Raw genomic sequence first — 16,143 nt, forward strand, 5'->3', positions numbered from 1 at the left:
AGGCGTGCCCCTGGCGTGCCCGATGAGGTGGCGACGAGCGGGGACTGACGGGGAGCCGGGGCGCTACCCCCCGGTTCGGCCTGGTCAGCAAGTTGCCACGTCAGACGCGGTCCGCATACGCGATCTTCCAAACTGGTGATGTACGGCAGCAAGGTGTAGCAACCACCGCGCCCGCAGCGGACCGCTACCAGCCTCGACAGGCCGACGATGCCCCCGCAGACCACAACGGATTCGGCCTATATCGCCCAGGTTTCAAAAATGCCCACCTTCTTACCGATAAAGAGCGCTGCCGAAGTAGGAACCAGCAAGCAAATGCCGATGCCGCCAAGCACATATGGTGCCACTGGCGTCGCTTTCGGGAAGTGGCCATTAGGTCGACGCTTGCGCGCAACAGCGAAGCGCCGGATAAACAGAGCGGCGCTCAACATGATCAGGAACGCGCCGACAATCTGCAGCACCATCAAGCCGCATGCAATAAGGAAAAGGACCAGGTACGAGAGCAGCACCCCCACGACTACCCTCACTTACTCAGATTTCGGCATTAATCAGAATCCGGTCGGCTTTCATTGCCGTCGGCTGCAACCACGCGCAAGGCGGACAATAGGATCATGGCCTGGACTGCGTCAACCCGTGCAGCTGAACGCGTGCCCGATGCGTGCCCGACCGGTTGGTAAGTCGCGGCCATCTACGGGCTCCCCCGCCCTGGACCAGCAACCGCGACAAGCACCACCACGGCAGGTCACGGGCACTTACCGTCAGGAGTGGCCAGTGCGCCAAGCATCAGGGGCGCTGGACTTCGCGCGGGAAGGTTCAGGAGGCGAAGCGGGAAGCCGAGGCCAAGATGCGGGAGCTTCGGAAGAAGAAGTGGGCCTGGTGGTGATCCGTCTCTGACATCCATGGGTGACATCAACGCGGGCGAACACTGACAGTGCCTGGCGGTCGCGCAGAGGTATCGCAGCTTGGGCTGCATGGGTGATGGGTGGGGTCCGGGCGAGCTTACAAAGCAGATGTCGGCGGTTCGAAACCGTCCACGCCCACCAGTACGAAGGCCCCCCGCCGATCACGGCGGGGGGCCTTCGACGTAGGTCCTCGACGGCAGTTGGCCCCTCGGACTCATGGTTCGCGGGGCGCCTGCGCGTCAGGGTGAGCGCGATCGCGCGAGGTCCTGTGTGCAGGGGGATCAGGCGTTGGGGCGCTTGCCGTGGTTGGCCTTCTTCTTCTTGCGGGCGCGTCGCTTGTTGCCTCGCTTAGCCATGGTGCACCTCTCCCTCATCCGGGAACTGCCGTGCCTTCGCCAGTCTAGGTTCAGCCAAGGGAGGGCGCATCAGCGGTCTTGGCCGGGCCGGGCCGGCGTGGGATCGTCGGCGCATGGGCGAGTGGCTCGCGTGGGGTGGGGCGGTCGTGGCCGTGGTCGCGGCCCTGGTGATAGTGGAACGGGCGGCCGGCGCCGGCTTCGAGCGGCGGCGCGTACAGGAACGGGCCCGGCTGCTGGCCCAGCTCCCCGCACCCGTCACCGAGGCGCCGGACCCGAAGTTCCACGACGTCGGCGGGATCCCGCACCCGTCGGCCCAACTCGGCGACCGCAGGGACGACTTCACCCCCCTCCTCGTCGAGTACTACGCCTACGGCCTGACCCAGGCGCGGAGCAGCTTCGTGACCAGCCAGCGGTTCGCCGGGGTCGGGGCCGCGATCCTGCTCCTCGGGGTGGGGCTGGCCGTGTGGAAGGCCGAGACCAGCGGAGACCTCTACCTGGGCGTCACCACCAGCTCGGTGGGGCTGGTGGTGGCCCTGGTCGGGCAGCTCTTCCACCGCCGGGCCGACACCGCGCTGCGGCACATGGCCGCCCAGACCGCCTCGCTGCGCGACGACCGGCGAGCCACCGAGACCACGCAGCAGGCCATCGCGCTCCTGGACGAGGTCGCCGACCCCGTGCTGCGGGCCCGGCTCCAGGCCGGGCTGATCATGAAATTGTCCGGGTCCGAGCTGCCCCCGTAGCGGGACGGGAGCGGGATAGTGGGGGTATGTGCCGTTCCATTAAGACCCTGCGCCCGCCCGCCATCCCCGAGAAGGCCACCGAAGAGGAGATCCGCGCCGCCGCGCTGCAGTACGTACGCAAGGTGTCCGGCTTCCGGGTACCCGCCGCGCACAACCGCGAGGTGTTCGAGGAGGCCGTGGACGCCATCGCCGAGGCCACCCGGCTGCTGCTCGACGGAGTGCACGTACGGGGGTAGACCGCAGCCGTGTGACGGCCCGGCCGTGTGGTCGGGCCGTGGTGCGTCAGGCCGCCGTGTGGGCGCGGCGGCGCAGCACCCACACCCCGGCGCCGAGCGCGACCGCGACGAGGGTGCCGCCCGCGGCGATCTGCCCCGGGCTCACCGAGCCCATGCTGCCGCCCGTACCGCCGCGCGCGGCGCCCGGCGTGACCTGGAGCGAGACGGTGACGCGCTGGCCGCCCGGGCCGCCGCACTCGAAGGTGACGCGGTGGGTGCCGGGGTTGGCGTTGTTGTAGACGGTTGCGCTGCCGAAGAGGTTGGTGGCCTCCAGGTTGCCGGGGGTCAGCTGTACGTCGCCGAAGGCGGTCGACGTGGCCCTGCCGGTCTTGGTTCCGCAGCCCGCGACATTGAGGCCGACCCGCCCGCCCGGCGCGACGGTGCTGGGGGTGACGGAGGCGGAGGGCGCGGCGTAGGCGACGGTGGCGGCGACGGGAGTGGCGGCGGTCACGACGAGGGCCGCGGCCGCGACCTTCATCAGACGGCGGGACACTGCGTGGGGCGTGGCGTGCGTCTTGGCGGGCATGGAGAGAACTCCTCGGCTCCTCGAAACGGCGCGGCCAGGGCACGGATGTGACGCGGATTCGGTTGCGCACCGTGCTAGGGACGCTAGGAGCCCAGCCCGGCGGCGGCGATCGGGGCCGGGTGAACGGGTGAGGCACTGCTCCACCCGGGGGACCCGTACACGAGGGACGCCCTGCGGCCGGTCTCCGCCAGGACCGCGGCGCGCGCCGTGGCGAGACGTTCCGGCTACGCGGCCGGGGTGGCCGTGACCGTGGCCGGGACCGGGCGGCGTACGAGGAACGCGGCCAGGGCGCCCGCCGCGAAGAGCGCGACGAGCGAGAGCGCGGTGCCGAGCCACTGCGTACCGAGCCACTGGGTGCCGAAGTAGCCCAGGGCCACGCTGTAGCCCGCCCAGGCCATGCCGGCCAGGACCGACCAGGGCAGGAACTCCATCACCTTGCGGTGGGTCTTGCCCGCGCCCAGGGACACCACGGAGCGGCCCGCCGGAGCGAAGCGGGCGATCACGACCAAGGCGCCGCCGCCCCGGGCCAGGGCCGTGCCGAGGCGTTCGTGGGCCCGGGTCAGCCGACGGGAACGGGCGATGGCCCGGTCCAGTCGGGCCCCGCCACGCCGGCCCAGCCGGTACGCGGCCATGTCACCCAGCACCGAGGCGGTCGTGGCGATCACGAGCAGGGCCAGGATGTCCGGCACCTGCGTGGGCACCGGCACCGGTCCGGCCGCCCCGGCGGCAGCCGCGGCAGCCGCCGCGGTGATCACCAGAACCCCGCTCGGCAGCACCGGCAGGAAGACGTCGAGCACGACGGACAACGCCACCACGGCGTAGATCCATGGGCTCGTGGTCAGCGACCCCAGAGTCTCAAACAAAGCGGGACTCCCCAGTCCGGTTGACGTTCTGCGGCACGAAGCGCCGCGACGTCGCGGGGGAGCGGCAGGAGCGGCTTGACAGCCATACAGCGTACGCCTGGCGTTCGCACACCGGACGCCCGGGGCCGCTGCCGCGGCCACAGTGTGTCAGGTGCCGCCGCCCGCGGGCACGATCCCGCGTACGCGTCAGGCTCGGCACCCGTTCCGGGTATCTCCGCGCCCCGCGTCGGCCCGTGCCCGCGCCCCGCGTCGGCCCCTGCCCGTGTTGGCCCGTGCCCGTGTTGGACCGCCCGCGCCGGCCCGGTGCGCACGGCTCATTCCGCCGCTGTCAGGTCCCGGTCCAGGACCGTCACCAGCCGGGCCCGCTTCCGCTCCTTGCGCGCCTGGTCCAGCCGCAGCCGGGCCGTGCGCCCCGTCAGCGCCAGCGTCATCAGCTGGTTCCCGAACCACGGTCCACCCGTACGCCGCCAGCTCAGCGGCGGCCGCCCCGTCCGCCCGTGCCGGGAGAAACCACGCCCCAGCCACCGCCCCGTGCGCGACCAGCCCAGCCGGAAACCCCACTTCACCGCCGTGTGAACGGAGTTGTGCACCGGCGAACACGTCAGCTGGAACACCCGCGCCGTACTCGGTATTCGGGGCTCGGCCACATACGCGTGATGCACGTCCCCCGACAGCACACACACCGTCGCCGGAGCCCGCGGCCCCGTCCCCACCTCCTCGATCAGGTCCGTCAGCGCCGCGAACGAGGCCGGGAACGCCGCCCAGTGCTCCAGATCGCTGCGCCGGCGCAGGTTCTCCCCGATCCGGGCCCAGCGCGGCCCCCGCTCCCCGCGGCACAGCGCCGCGTTCCACGTCTCGGCGTCGTGGATCAGCGGCGGCATCAGCCACGGCAGCGAGGACCCGATCAGCAGGTGGTCGTAACTCCCGTGCCCCGCCAGAGCGTTCTCCCGGAGCCACTGCTGCTCCCCGGGATCGAGCATCGCCCGCCCGTCCTCCGCCAGGACCCGCGCGGCCCGGGTGTCCACCATCAGCAGCCGGCTCCGCCCGAAGTCACGCCGGTAGCTCCAGCGCACCGAGCCCGGATCGGCATCCGCCCGCGATGCGAAGGCCCGCAGCAGATCCGTACCGTCCGGGGACTCCCGTACCGCCCCGTACAGCTCGTCGGACGCGAGCTCGGCAGGCGAGAGATTGCCCAGGTGCTGGTACACCCAGTACGACATCAGCCCGCTGAGCACCCGCTCCCGCCACCACGGCGTCGCCCGCATCTCGGCCAGCCACGCCGCGCTCGTGTTCCAGTCGTCTATGACGTCGTGGTCGTCGAATATCTGCAGGCTCGGCACGGTCGACAGCAACCAGCGGATCTCCGGGTCGAGCCAGGACTCGTAGTAGAGCCGGGTGTACTCCTCGTAGTCCGCGACCTGGGCTCCGGGGGCCTCCCGCAGGTCCCGCCGGGCCGCCAGCCACTGCCGGGTCTCCAGCGACAGCGCGTCCGCGTACACCTGGTCGCCGAGCAGCAGCAGAACGTCCGGGCGCACCGCCTCAGGATCGGCAGCCAGCTGCGCCGCGAGGGTGTCGAGCGCGTCCGGGCCGTGCGGCCCGTGCCGGCCGGGCGGCGGTACGGACTGGCGGCAGGAGCCGAACGTGACGCGCAGCCCGGCCGCGGGCCGCCCGGGGCCCGACAGGGCCGGCGCGGCGATCGTGCTCGGCGGGAAACCGCTGTCGGGCAGCGGCCACACCCGGACGCCGTCGAGCAGCACCTCGTACGCCGTCGACGTGCCCGGGGTCAGGCCGGTCACCGGGACCAGGGCGTAGTGGTGGCCCTCTATCTGGAAGGTGCGCACACTGCCGCCCGCCCCGTCCGCGCACCGCACCTCGGCCGTGCACGGGCGGTCGGCCTCGACCCATATCGTGGCCGAACCGCCCGTGTCCCAGTCGACGTAGCGCAGCAGTGGCCCCAGCCGCAGTCCGGCCATGACTCCCCCTCTTCGTGTCCCCTGTGATCACGGTACGACGGGGAGCGGGAGCCGCGCCTCCCCCTGGCGGGGGAGAGTCAGCAGCCGTTCAGGATGTTGGTCAGGGCCGTCTTCTCGCCGGAGTCCATGCTCAGGCCCCAGTACTGCTTCACGTGGACCCACATCCGCGCGTACGTGCAGCGGTAGGCGGTCCGCGGCGGCAGCCACTTGCCGGGGTCGAGGTCGCCCTTGGCCTGGTTGACGTTGTCGGTGACCGCGATCAGCTGCGGGCGGCTGAGGTCGTTGGCGAACTGCTGGCGCTTGGTCGTGGTCCAGGAGTTGGCGCCGGAGCGCCAGGCCTCGGCGAGGGCGACGACGTGGTCGATGTCGAGGTCGGAGGCGGCGGTCCAGGTGGCGCCGTCGTACTCGGAGTACCAGCTTCCGCTGACCGCGGCGCAGGCGGAGTCCTGGACGACGTTCACGCCGTCCCGCTTGAGGACGGTCTCGCGGGTGTTGCAGCTGCCGGAGACGGTGCTCCAGTGCGGGAAGAGGTCGCGGCTGTAGCCGCTGGTGGAGCCTTCCGCCTTCGGTGTGACCGTGGCGAGGTAGGACCGGGCGGCGGCCGCGCTCATGGGGGTGGGCGGGGCGGCCGCGGCGGTGGGGGCGTTGACGAGGGAGGTGAGGGAGGCGAGTACGACGGCTGATGCGAGCACGCCAATTCGACGCGCGTAGACGGTGGGTATGAGTGCCATGAGGGCTCCCTGGATGCGGGGGGTGTGGCCGTACGGCCCCGGAGGGGTGCGGCCATGCTGGTGGCGCCAGGTTTCGCGGGGATGGGCGCCGGGTGACAGCTTGGCGACATGGGCACGTCACATCAAGTCGGGCAACCGGGCTTGTTTAAACGGAAGTTGAGATTCCGAGCCTGAGGTGCGAGTGCCCGAGGCGCTGACCAGGGACGCCGACCGAGCGGCGCCGCCCCAGGGGCCGTCGCCGTCTGCGCCGGGCGGGAGGGCGCTCAGAAGGCCGGGCCGGGCCGGGACCAGGGACCAACGGCCTATTCCGGGCCCTCCGCGGCGTCCAGTACCCTTGGCGGAGCAGAAGGGGAGTAGCTCTTCGCCGGACCGTCGACATACTGCTGGGTCACACCAGCCGGCGCCCGGAGGCAGGCCGCGGACAGCGGCCGGCCAGCGAGACCTTCGGCCGCAGTGTCCTGTTCAGGTGTGGGCGCGCTCATGCGCGCGTACGCCAGCCAGGGCGCCGCCGAGCCGAAGCGACCCCTGACATTCCCCAGGTCTCTCGGTACCGATGGCGTCCTGCCCGACCGATAGAGGTTCCACCCCGTGTTCAGCTTCAGCGTCACGGCGATCGCCTTCGGCGTCGTCTTCCTCGCCGAGCTCCCCGACAAGACGGCCCTCGCCGGACTCATGCTCGGCACCCGCTACCGCGCCTCGTACGTCTTCGCCGGGGTCGCCGCCGCCTTCGCCGTGCACGTCGCCCTCGCCATCGCCGCCGGCAGCGTCCTCACCCTGTTGCCGCACCGGCTCGTCCAGGCCGTCGTCGGCATCCTCTTCCTCGCGGGCGCGGCCATGCTGCTCCTGAAGAAGAACGACGAGGACGAAGAGGTCAAGCCGCCCGCCGACCAGTCCTTCTGGAAGGTCTCCGGGGCCGGCTTCATGCTGATCCTGGTGGCCGAGTTCGGTGACCTGACGCAGATCATGACCGCCAACCTCGCCGCACGCTACGACAACCCGGTCTCCGTCGGCATCGGCGCGGTGCTCGCCCTGTGGGCGGTCGCGGGCATCGGCATCCTGGGTGGGCGCACCCTGATGAAGTACGTGCCGCTGCGGCTGATCACCAAGATCGCGGCCGCCGTGATGGCGGCGCTGGCCGTGTTCTCGCTGTACGAGGCGATCGCGGGCTGAGCCTGACCGCGGTGGCCGGCCGGCGGCGGTGGGTGCGGCGGTGGCGGCGGCGGTGCGGAGCGCCGGCCGCTCTGGCGCACGCAGCACAGGGGCAGTTGACGTGATCCGCCAACTGCCCCTGTGCTGTTGCGCTGCCCGGTGTCAGTGGGCGCCGAGGTGGGCGAACTCCGCCCACTCCTTCTCGCCTTCGCTCGAGCAGTTCGAGGTGTAGAGGGGGCCGAACGGCGCCGGAACGGCGGCGGTCGACGCACAGGTGGACGCGAAGGCCTTGTGCCCGCCGGAGAAGTACTCGCTGTCGAATCCGTCGTCGGCCAGGGCGGCTCCGGCGCCGCCCAGCAGGATGCCGGCGGCCAGGACAGACGCGGTCAGGGCAGAGCGCATACGCATGGAAACTCCCAGTAATCGCTGGATGACGTGCCAGGAGAGGGCGCGTCGACCGGTTGAACATCACGGGGAAGTCACGAGAAACGGCATGTCACTCCAATGGCCCGGGAACTGAAACGGAGCACCCTGGGCAGGGGCCGCGCGCAAGGACCCCGCGCAGGGATCGCGGGCCGCGGGCAGGGCTCGGGGCCCTGATCCGGCGGGTCGCGCGCCAGGCCGACGTCGCCGCCACGGTCGCGGTCGACGGCAGCGGCATTTCCCTGGGCGCCGCCGGCCGCGCCGCCCCTGGTACGTCGCCCAGGGGTGGCCGTCAGGGCTGCGGGTGGAGGGTGATCTGGACGGAGCCGTCGGGGGTGGTGGTGACGCGCAGGGCCGTCAGGTCGGGAACGTGGGCCGTCGGGGCGTGGGCGGCGGCGCGCGGGCCCACGCCGATCACGCGCATGCCCGCGGCCCGGCCGGCGGCGATGCCCGCGGCCGAGTCCTCGAACACGATGCAGTCGGCCGGGTCCACGCCCAGCGCGGCGGCGCCCTTGAGGAAGCCCTCGGGGTGGGGCTTGCTGGCCTGCACGGACTCGGCCGTGACCCGGACCTCGGGCATCGGCAGGCCGGCGGCGGCCATCCGGACCCCGGCGAGGGCGGCGTCGGCGGAGGTGACCAGGGCGTGCGGGAGCCCGTCGAGCGAGGCCATGAACTCGGGGGCGCCGCCGACCGGCACCACGCCGTCGGTGTCGGCGGTCTCGCGGGCGAGCATCACCGCGTTCTCCGCGTGGTTGACCTCCATCGGGCGGTCCGGCAGGAGGACGGCCATGGTGGCGTAGCCCTGGCGGCCGTGGACGACCTTGAGGGCCTCCTGCGGGTCCAGCCCGTGGGAGACGGCCCACTCGCGCCAGCAGCGTTCGACCACCGCGTCGGAATTGACGATGGTGCCGTCCATGTCCAGGAGCAGGGCCCTGGCGGTCAGGACGACGGGTGCGGTGGCGGTGCTGGCCGGCATCGGCGGGGCTCCAGACGGGGCGGGAAAAGAGAACAAGTGGTTCCGTCCACCGGTCAGGGATTGAGGACGGAACCACTTTGTTCCCACAGAATACAAAACGTGGGGCGGTTCGCGCCACTCGCCGGAGTGTGAGCCCTATCCCTCCAGCGCCCGGCGGGTCGCGGGACCGTAGACACCCCACTCGTCATCGATCTCGTTGTCGTACTGGAAGGTCGACACCGCGTTCTCCACCCGCCAGTCGAACTTGCCGTTGAACCTGCCCTCGTACAGCCCCTGCGCCGCCAGCAGCCGCTGGAGCTTCTCCACCTCCGCGCCCGTGTCCCCGTACCGAAGGGTCGGATCCTGCGGTGCGGGCTTGGGCGCTGCGGAAGTGGCGGAGGGGCTCGCGCTCGGCGACGGGCTCGACGACGGCCGGGCGGAGGAGCGGGACGCACTCGGCGAGGCGGACGTCGAGGCGGAGGGTGAGGGTGACGCCGAAGGGGAGGCGCTCGGGGAAGCCGACGGCGAGGCCGAGGGCGACGCGCTCCCCGTCGCCCTGGACGGGGACCCGGACGGCACGGCCGGAGCCGCGCTCGCCGCCGGCGCGGCCGACGGCTTCGAGTCCAGCAGGGTGACCTCGCTGCCCGACGAAGCAGGGAGCACCCACAGCGCCAAGGCCGTCCCCCCGAGCCCGATCATCGCGGCCGCGGTGATCATCAGCGGCAGGAAGCCCTGCGCAGCCCGGTTGGTCCGCTTCCTGGGGCCCCCACCCCCGCCCCCACCCCTTCTGCCTCTGCCTCTGCTTCCCGGGCCGGCCGTGCCGACGGTTTCCGTGGCCGCTTCCGGGATCGGCCCGAGGCGGGCCGTGTCGGCCGGGTGCGGTGCGTACGCCGGGCCGTCCGGCCATGGCTGCTGCACCGGCGGTACGGGTATCCCGTACGCCGGGGTGTAGCCCTGGCCCTGGCCCGGGTCCGGGGCCACCACGCCGCGCATCGGCGGCGGAGGCGCCGGTGCGGGGGTCGGGTCCTCGGGCTCGACCGGGTCGGGCAGGCTCACGTACGGGCGGATGCGCAAGGGGTTGAAACCCGCACCCGGGGCACACCCGCAGGCGGCAGCGACGGCGCCGCAATCTGGACAGTGCTCACGGTTCACTGGAATCCCTCCCTGGCAACTGCCTGCGATTATGCAGACCCGCAGGGGCCCTCCCAACCCTCCGAGAGGCCATAACCGGACACACCGCTCAGGATGGAGATGTTGATCCGGCCTGAGGAGGAGTCGATGGCTCAGGATGTGACCACGGACGCTGTGGACCCCGGTCCCGGTCCGCACCGGTCCGGACCTGGCGAGCACACCTCCCGCGAGGTGATCGTCTCCATCGGCGCCCTGCTGCTCGGCCTGCTGATCGCCGCACTCGACCAGACCATCGTCTCCACCGCCCTGCCGACCATCGTCAGCGAGCTCGGCGGCATGGCCCACCTCTCCTGGGTCGTCACCGCCTACATGCTGGCCTCCACCGCGGCCACCCCCCTGTGGGGCAAGCTCGGCGACCAGTACGGACGCAAGAAGCTCTTCCAGTACGCCATCGTCCTCTTCCTCATCGGCTCGGCCCTCTGCGGCCTCGCGCAGGACATGCCCCAGCTCATCGGCTTCCGTGCCCTCCAGGGCCTGGGCGGCGGCGGGCTGATCGTGCTGTCGATGGCGATCGTCGGCGACATCGTCCCGCCCCGCGAACGCGGCAAGTACCAAGGCCTCTTCGGCGCCGTCTTCGGAGCCACCAGCGTGCTCGGCCCCCTGCTGGGCGGGCTGTTCGTCGACCACCTGTCCTGGCGCTGGGTCTTCTACATCAACCTCCCCATCGGGCTCGTCGCGCTCGCCGTCATCGCCGCCGCACTGCGCATCCCGGCGCGATCCTCGAAGCACACCATCGACTACCTCGGCACCCTCCTCATCGCGTCCGTAGCCACCTGCCTGGTGCTCGTCGCCTCGCTCGGCGGCAACACCTGGGCCTGGGGCTCGCCCCAGATCATCGGCCTCGCCGTCCTCGGTGCCGTCCTGCTCGTCGCCTTCGTCCTCGTGGAGCGGAAGGCCGCCGAACCCGTCCTGCCGCTGAAACTGTTCCGGATCCGCACCTTCACCCTCTGCTCGGTGATCAGCTTCATCGTCGGTTTCGCCATGTTCGGGGCGATGGTCTACCTGCCGACCTTCCTCCAGGTCGTCCAAGGCGTCTCACCGACCATGTCCGGCGTCCACATGCTGCCGATGGTGGTCGGCATGCTGATCTCCTCCACCGCCTCCGGGCAGATCGTGAGCCGCACCGGCCGGTGGAAGGTCTTCCCGATCGCGGGCACCGCCGTCACGGCCCTCGGCCTGCTCCTCCTGCACCAGCTGCACCGCACCAGCTCCACCTGGGAGATGAGCGTCTACTTCTTCGTCTTCGGCGCCGGACTCGGCCTGGTCATGCAGGTCCTCGTGCTGGTGGTGCAGAACGCGGTCAGCTACGCGGACCTCGGCGTCGCCACCTCCGGTGCCACCTTCTTCCGCTCCATCGGCGCCTCCTTCGGCGTCGCCATCTTCGGCACGATCTTCACCAACCAGCTCGACGGCAAACTGACGGCCACCCTCGCCGGTGTCCCGCTGCCACCCGGCGTGGACGTCGCCCGGCTGGAGGCCGACCCCCGGGCCGTCGGCGCACTCCCTGCCGAGGTGCGCCCCCGCGTCCTCGACGCCTACGCCGGCTCCATCACCGACGTCTTCCTCTACGCGGCGCCCATCGTCCTCGTCGCCTTCGTGGTCGCCTGGTTCCTCAAGGAGGACAAGCTCCGCGGCTCGGTCACCGCACCCGATGTGACCGAGACCCTCGCCTCCAACCCCGTAGAACGCTCCTCGCACGACGAGGTCGCCCGCGCGCTGTCGGTCCTCGGCACCCGCGAAGGCCGCCGGCACGTCTACGAGAAGATCACCGCGAAGGCCGGCTACGACCTGCTGCCCGCCGCCAGCTGGCTGCTGCTGCGGATCAACAAGTACGGCTCCACCGAGCCGGCGCTGCTCGCCGAACGCACGGCCGTGCCCCTGAAAGCCATCACGGACGCCGCCCGGCAGACCGAGGGGCGCGGGCTGGCCGTCCGCGACGGACTGGCGCTGGTGCTGACCGACAAGGGGCGCGAGGCCGCCAGGAAGCTCGCCGCGGCCCGGCAGGAGTCCCTCGCCGAGCTGCTCGGCGACTGGTGGGGCCCCGACCGCCCCACCGACCTGGTCGAACTGGTCGCAGAGATCAACGAGGAGCTGTGCGGATCCGACGAAGAGGAGCCCTACGACGCCCCGCCGCGGCGCGACCACGCCCTGCACTGACCACGCCCTGCACTGACCACGCCCTGCACTGACCACGCCCTGCACTGACCACGCCCTGCACTGGCCGTGCACCTGCACCAGCCGGCCACCTGCACCGGCCGGGCACGCCCGTCAGGCGAGGCGCTTCTCGAACCAGTGCTCCGCGTACGGGCCGGAGTTGTACGCGGGTATCTCCGCGTACCCGTGGCGCGCGTACAACGCGCGGGCCTCCACGAGGTCCGACCGGGTGTCCAGCCTGACCCGCTCGGCGCCCATCGACCGGCCCGCCTCCTCCAGGACCTCGAGCAGCGCCGCGCCGCCGCCGGTGCCGCGGGCGCGCTGGTCGACGTACACCCTGGTGAGCTCGGCGGTGACCGGGTCGAGCAGGCGTATCCCGCCGCAGGCCAGGGCCGCGCCGTCTATGCGCCCGACGACGAACAGTCCCGTCGGCGGGACCAGTCCGTCGTCCGGGAAGTCATCGAGTCCCTGGTCGATCTCGGCCTCGGTGACGGTCCGCTCCCAGAACCGGCCGGCGATGTCGGCGAAGTACGCACGGCGCAGGGCGGTGGCGTCCGGGGTGTCGAAGGACTCCGGGGTCACCGTCCACGACGCCGTCGTGGTGGCGGTCCCCGCGGCCGTCGCGATGCCGGTCGCGGCGCCCGTCGCGGCGGTGACCGTCGTACCGGTCGTCGTGGTTCCAGGGGCTGCGGTGATGATCGCTTTGCTGTCCATGACGACATTGTGGAGTCCGGGTCGGATCCGTGGCGTGGAATATCCACAGGGGCGGGCCGATGATAGGAAAAAGGACAAACCACCCACGGGAAGAGTGTGAACCGCCATGTCGGAGCATCCGGACTGTGCCCTGATCCGCCGCGGCTACCAGGCCTTCGGCAAGGGAGACATGGAGACGCTGAGCACGCTGATGACGGCCGACGTCATCCACCACGTGCCCGGCAGCAACCCGCTTTCGGGGCACCACAAGGGGCGCGAGGCCGTCCTCGACCTCTACCGAAGGCTCGGGGAGGAGACCCACGGCACCTTCCAGGTCGAACTCCACACGGTCCTCGCCGACGGCCGCGGCCACGTGATGACCTTCCACACCACACGGGCCGACCGGGGCGACCGGGGCATCGAGATCCGCGGAGGACTCTTCTTCACCATCATCGGCAACAAGATCACCGATGTCGACGAGTGCACCGAGGACATCGACGAGAGCGACGCCTTCTGGAGCTGAGCCCCGCGACGCCAAGGGGCCCGGGTCGCCGACCCGGGCCTCTTGGTGAAGGACTTCGCAGGTCAGGCCTGCTTCGGCGCCGCCTGCTGCACGACCTCGAACGACCACACCGACGAAGCCGAGGCCGCGGGCTTCGGGCGCTCACCGCCGCCCGCACCGGCCGCACCGCCGCCGCCCTGGTGCGCGGCCTTCATCGGGCCCTCCATCCACGCCTGGAAATCCTCCTCGGAACGCCACCGCGTGTAGACCAGGTACTGGTCGGTGCCCTCCACGGGCCGCAGCAGCTCGAACCACTCGAACCCGTCCGAACCCTCCACGGCACCCGCCCGCGAGGCGAAGCGCTGCTCCAGCACCTCCCGCTGCTCGGCGGGGACGGTCAGCGCGTTGATCTTCACGATGCTCATGCACGCCATCCTAGGTATCCCGCGGGAGATAACCTCGTCCAGGTAATGAAGCGGTGCATGAAACGCGGCAGCCAGGCGAAGTCAGGGTTGCGGTCAACACGGCGGGAGGCCGGCGAGGCGTGGCTAACGCGGCGGAGCACAGTGGTGCGAACGGACATGCCGGGGTCATAGGCGGTAGCGGCAGACTGGGGGCGGCGCGCCTGCTCCTGTGGGCGCTGGCGGGGGCCCTGGCCGTCAGACAGGCCGCCGCCGTGCTGCGCGTGCCGCCCGGAGAGTGGCTCAGCGGGTTCCACCTCCCCGGCAGCCTGCCCGGGTCGCTGTACGACGCCGGGCAGTTCACCGGCACCCCCTTCGCCGGGCTCGTCCTCAAGCCGCTGACCGGCTTCGCGGCCCCCTCCCTGGAGGTGGCCTGGACCTGCGTGACCCTGCTGTTCGTCGCCGCGATCGGGCTGGTCGCCGCGCGGGCCCTGCCCGACCCGGTCCCGCGGCGCACCGCGCTGCTGGCCGCGCCCGTGCTGGTCGCGCTGATGATGATCTCGCTGCCCGTGCGCGAGGCCGCCTCGCCGGGACAGACCGCCGTGCTGCCGGTGCTGCTGGTCCTCCTGGCCGTCTTCCGGGTGCCCGGCGACCGGCCCGCGGGCTTCCTCATCGGCCTCGCCGCGGCCCTCCAGCCCGCCCTGCTGCTCTTCGCCCCCCTGCTGTGGCTGTCCGGGCGCCGGCCGACCGCCGGGGCCGCGGCCGTGACCTTCGCCGGGGCCACCGCCCTGTCCTGGGCGGCCATGCCGCGCGACTCCTGGACGTACTGGGCCGAGCACCTGGCCGGAGCGGGCCTCGGCGGCGCGCCCGACAGCCTCGCCAACCAGTCCGTGCACGGGGCGCTGCTGCGCCTCGGCCTGACCGGACCCGTCGAGATACTGCTCTACGTCGCCCTCGCGGCCGGGATCGCCTGGATCGGCCTGCGCCGCGCCGTCCGCTACGCCCGCGACGGGCAGCTGCTGCTCGCCGTCGCCGTCACCGGCTGCGTGGCCGTCGCCGTCTCCCCGGCGGGCTGGCGCCACCAGCTGCTGTGGGTGCTGCTGGCCGTAGCGGGCAAGGTAGGCAAGCGGGCCGCCGACCGGCCCGTGTGGCCGGTGGCCGTGGTCCTGGCCATGACCCTGCCGAGCGCGGTGCTGCTGCCGAACCTGGCCGCGCTGGCCCCCGTACGCGACAACGTCCTGCTGCTCGCCGCGCTGGCGGCGGCCTGCGCCGTGCCGTTCCTGCCGCGCTCGTCGCCGTACTGGCGCGAGCCCGTGCCGACCGCGTACGGGCGCCCGGCCGAGGCCCGCTGGGCGCGGGTGCCGCTGCTGCCGTTCTGGCGGCGCGTACTGTCCCGCCCCAACCTGCTGCTGGAACTGCTGCTGATACGGGTCGGGTACTCGCTCTACTCGCACATCCGGGCCGCCGCGCCCACCAGCCGCAGCCTCGCCGAGGGCAACGGCAGCCAGATCCTCGGCATCGAGCGGGCGCTGGGCATCGACATCGAGCACGCCGTGAACCATGCCGTGGTGAACACGCCCTGGCTGGAGGCCTTCTTCAACTTCTACTACACCTCCTTCCACTTCGTCGTTCCGCTGGCGATCCTCGCCGTCCTGTACTGGCGCCGCCCCGGGGACTACCGCTGGGCCCGCGCCTCGCTCGGCCTGGCCACCGTCCTCGCCCTCGTCGGCTTCTGGCTCTACCCGCTCGCGCCGCCGCGCCTGATGCCCGGCCTCGGCTTCGTCGACACCGTGCACGGACCGCAGGACCTCGCCAACCCCTCGTACGGGGCCATGACCGCAATCTCCAACCAGTACGCGGCGATGCCCTCGCTGCACTTCGGCTGGTCGCTGTGGTGCGGCATCGTGATCGTCGTCCTCGCGCCGAAGGGCTGGCAGAAGCTCCTCGGGGCGCTGCACCCGCTGATCACGGTCTGCGCGATCGTCGCCACCGCCAACCACTGGCTGCTGGACGCGGTCGGCGGTGCGGTCGTCGTGTCGGCCGGTTTCGGGCTCGTGTACGTGCTGTCCGGGCCCCGCGGTCTGCAGGTGAGCCTTCCGGGCCAGCGGGCGTCGTCCACCGCGGCCGAAGCCGAAGCGGGGACCGCGGCCGGTCCCGGAGACAGGGTGCGCACGCCGGCCCGCTCCGGGCCGGCGTAGCGGCACACGGACCCCGTCCGGTCCCCGTCCGCCCGCGCTCGGAACGCCGCCGGGACCCGCACAGGGCCTTCCGGCGGCGTTCGCGTTCAGGAGCCGAGATGCGAGGGCGCCGGA

Annotated in this window: 17 protein-coding genes; 7 read left to right on the plus strand and 10 right to left on the minus strand. The window is 71.9% G+C overall.

Translation table 11 applies throughout. The annotated features are described in order from the left end of the window. Window positions 1-236 precede the first annotated feature (236 nt). Window positions 237-512 (minus strand): hypothetical protein, encoded by a 276-nt coding sequence (locus OG447_RS14195; RefSeq protein ID WP_266936849.1) that lies wholly within the window; start codon window positions 510-512, stop codon window positions 237-239. An 856-nt stretch (window positions 513-1,368) separates the two neighbouring features. Here OG447_RS14195 and OG447_RS14200 point away from each other — a divergent pair. Continuing rightward, the gene (locus tag OG447_RS14200; protein WP_266936850.1) at window positions 1,369-1,995 is read left to right on the plus strand and encodes a hypothetical protein; all 627 of its coding nucleotides are present in this window, start codon (window positions 1,369-1,371) and stop codon (window positions 1,993-1,995) included. A gap of 26 nt (window positions 1,996-2,021) precedes the next feature. Then, window positions 2,022-2,231 (plus strand): DUF2277 domain-containing protein, encoded by a 210-nt coding sequence (locus OG447_RS14205; protein WP_266936851.1) that lies wholly within the window; start codon window positions 2,022-2,024, stop codon window positions 2,229-2,231. A 46-nt stretch (window positions 2,232-2,277) separates the two neighbouring features. Here the strand turns inward: OG447_RS14205 and OG447_RS14210 are convergent, their stop codons facing one another. The 4 genes from OG447_RS14210 to OG447_RS14225 form a co-directional block, all read right to left on the minus strand. Next, entirely contained in the window at window positions 2,278-2,796 is a 519-nt protein-coding gene (locus tag OG447_RS14210; RefSeq protein WP_266936852.1) for a hypothetical protein, read from the minus strand. Between the two features lie 224 nt (window positions 2,797-3,020). Next, a complete protein-coding gene (locus tag OG447_RS14215) occupies window positions 3,021-3,659 on the minus strand; it encodes a DedA family protein (RefSeq protein ID WP_266936853.1) in 639 nt (212 codons plus the stop codon). A 314-nt stretch (window positions 3,660-3,973) separates the two neighbouring features. After that, window positions 3,974-5,632 (minus strand): alkaline phosphatase D family protein, encoded by a 1,659-nt coding sequence (locus OG447_RS14220; protein ID WP_266936854.1) that lies wholly within the window; start codon window positions 5,630-5,632, stop codon window positions 3,974-3,976. A gap of 77 nt (window positions 5,633-5,709) precedes the next feature. Continuing rightward, entirely contained in the window at window positions 5,710-6,363 is a 654-nt protein-coding gene (locus OG447_RS14225; protein WP_266936855.1) for an HNH endonuclease family protein, read from the minus strand. Between the two features lie 588 nt (window positions 6,364-6,951). On the opposite strand from OG447_RS14225, the gene OG447_RS14230 reads away from it, so the two are divergent. Next, window positions 6,952-7,533, plus strand: coding sequence for a TMEM165/GDT1 family protein (locus OG447_RS14230; RefSeq protein WP_266936856.1), 582 nt, complete (start codon window positions 6,952-6,954; stop codon window positions 7,531-7,533). A gap of 141 nt (window positions 7,534-7,674) precedes the next feature. On the opposite strand, the gene OG447_RS14235 is transcribed toward OG447_RS14230, so the two are convergent. The 3 genes from OG447_RS14235 to OG447_RS14245 all read right to left on the minus strand — a co-directional run bounded on the left by OG447_RS14235 (window position 7,675) and on the right by OG447_RS14245 (window position 9,217). After that, window positions 7,675-7,920, minus strand: coding sequence for a hypothetical protein (locus OG447_RS14235; protein ID WP_266936857.1), 246 nt, complete (start codon window positions 7,918-7,920; stop codon window positions 7,675-7,677). Between the two features lie 307 nt (window positions 7,921-8,227). Further along, window positions 8,228-8,911 carry an HAD-IA family hydrolase gene (locus tag OG447_RS14240; RefSeq protein WP_266936858.1) on the minus strand — a complete coding sequence of 228 codons (684 nt, stop codon included), beginning with the start codon at window positions 8,909-8,911 and terminating at the stop codon, window positions 8,228-8,230. 135 nt (window positions 8,912-9,046) lie between these two features. Beyond that, on the minus strand, window positions 9,047-9,217 hold the full coding sequence (locus tag OG447_RS14245; protein WP_266936859.1) for a peptidoglycan-binding protein: 171 nt from the start codon (window positions 9,215-9,217) through the stop codon (window positions 9,047-9,049). A gap of 49 nt (window positions 9,218-9,266) precedes the next feature. Between OG447_RS14245 and OG447_RS14250 the strand changes: the two genes are divergently transcribed. Beyond that, entirely contained in the window at window positions 9,267-9,842 is a 576-nt protein-coding gene (locus OG447_RS14250; RefSeq protein WP_266936860.1) for a hypothetical protein, read from the plus strand. A gap of 326 nt (window positions 9,843-10,168) precedes the next feature. Then, the gene (locus OG447_RS14255) at window positions 10,169-12,238 is read left to right on the plus strand and encodes an MFS transporter (RefSeq protein ID WP_266936861.1); all 2,070 of its coding nucleotides are present in this window, start codon (window positions 10,169-10,171) and stop codon (window positions 12,236-12,238) included. 111 nt (window positions 12,239-12,349) lie between these two features. On the opposite strand, the gene OG447_RS14260 is transcribed toward OG447_RS14255, so the two are convergent. Then, window positions 12,350-12,817: a GNAT family N-acetyltransferase gene (locus OG447_RS14260; RefSeq protein ID WP_266938869.1), complete on the minus strand. Its 468-nt coding sequence runs from the start codon at window positions 12,815-12,817 to the stop codon at window positions 12,350-12,352. Between the two features lie 238 nt (window positions 12,818-13,055). Here OG447_RS14260 and OG447_RS14265 point away from each other — a divergent pair, with 238 nt between their 5' ends. Beyond that, entirely contained in the window at window positions 13,056-13,451 is a 396-nt protein-coding gene (locus OG447_RS14265; RefSeq protein WP_266936862.1) for a nuclear transport factor 2 family protein, read from the plus strand. A 62-nt stretch (window positions 13,452-13,513) separates the two neighbouring features. Here the strand turns inward: OG447_RS14265 and OG447_RS14270 are convergent, their stop codons facing one another. Then, window positions 13,514-13,855, minus strand: coding sequence for an antibiotic biosynthesis monooxygenase (locus tag OG447_RS14270; protein ID WP_266936863.1), 342 nt, complete (start codon window positions 13,853-13,855; stop codon window positions 13,514-13,516). A gap of 119 nt (window positions 13,856-13,974) precedes the next feature. On the opposite strand from OG447_RS14270, the gene OG447_RS14275 reads away from it, so the two are divergent. Further along, complete coding sequence (locus tag OG447_RS14275) at window positions 13,975-16,029, plus strand: bifunctional glycosyltransferase 87/phosphatase PAP2 family protein (RefSeq protein WP_266936864.1); 2,055 nt, start codon at window positions 13,975-13,977, stop codon at window positions 16,027-16,029. Window positions 16,030-16,143: the final 114 nt, after the last annotated feature.

This window comes from Streptomyces sp. NBC_01408, assembly GCF_026340255.1.
Lineage (GTDB): Bacteria > Actinomycetota > Actinomycetes > Streptomycetales > Streptomycetaceae > Streptomyces.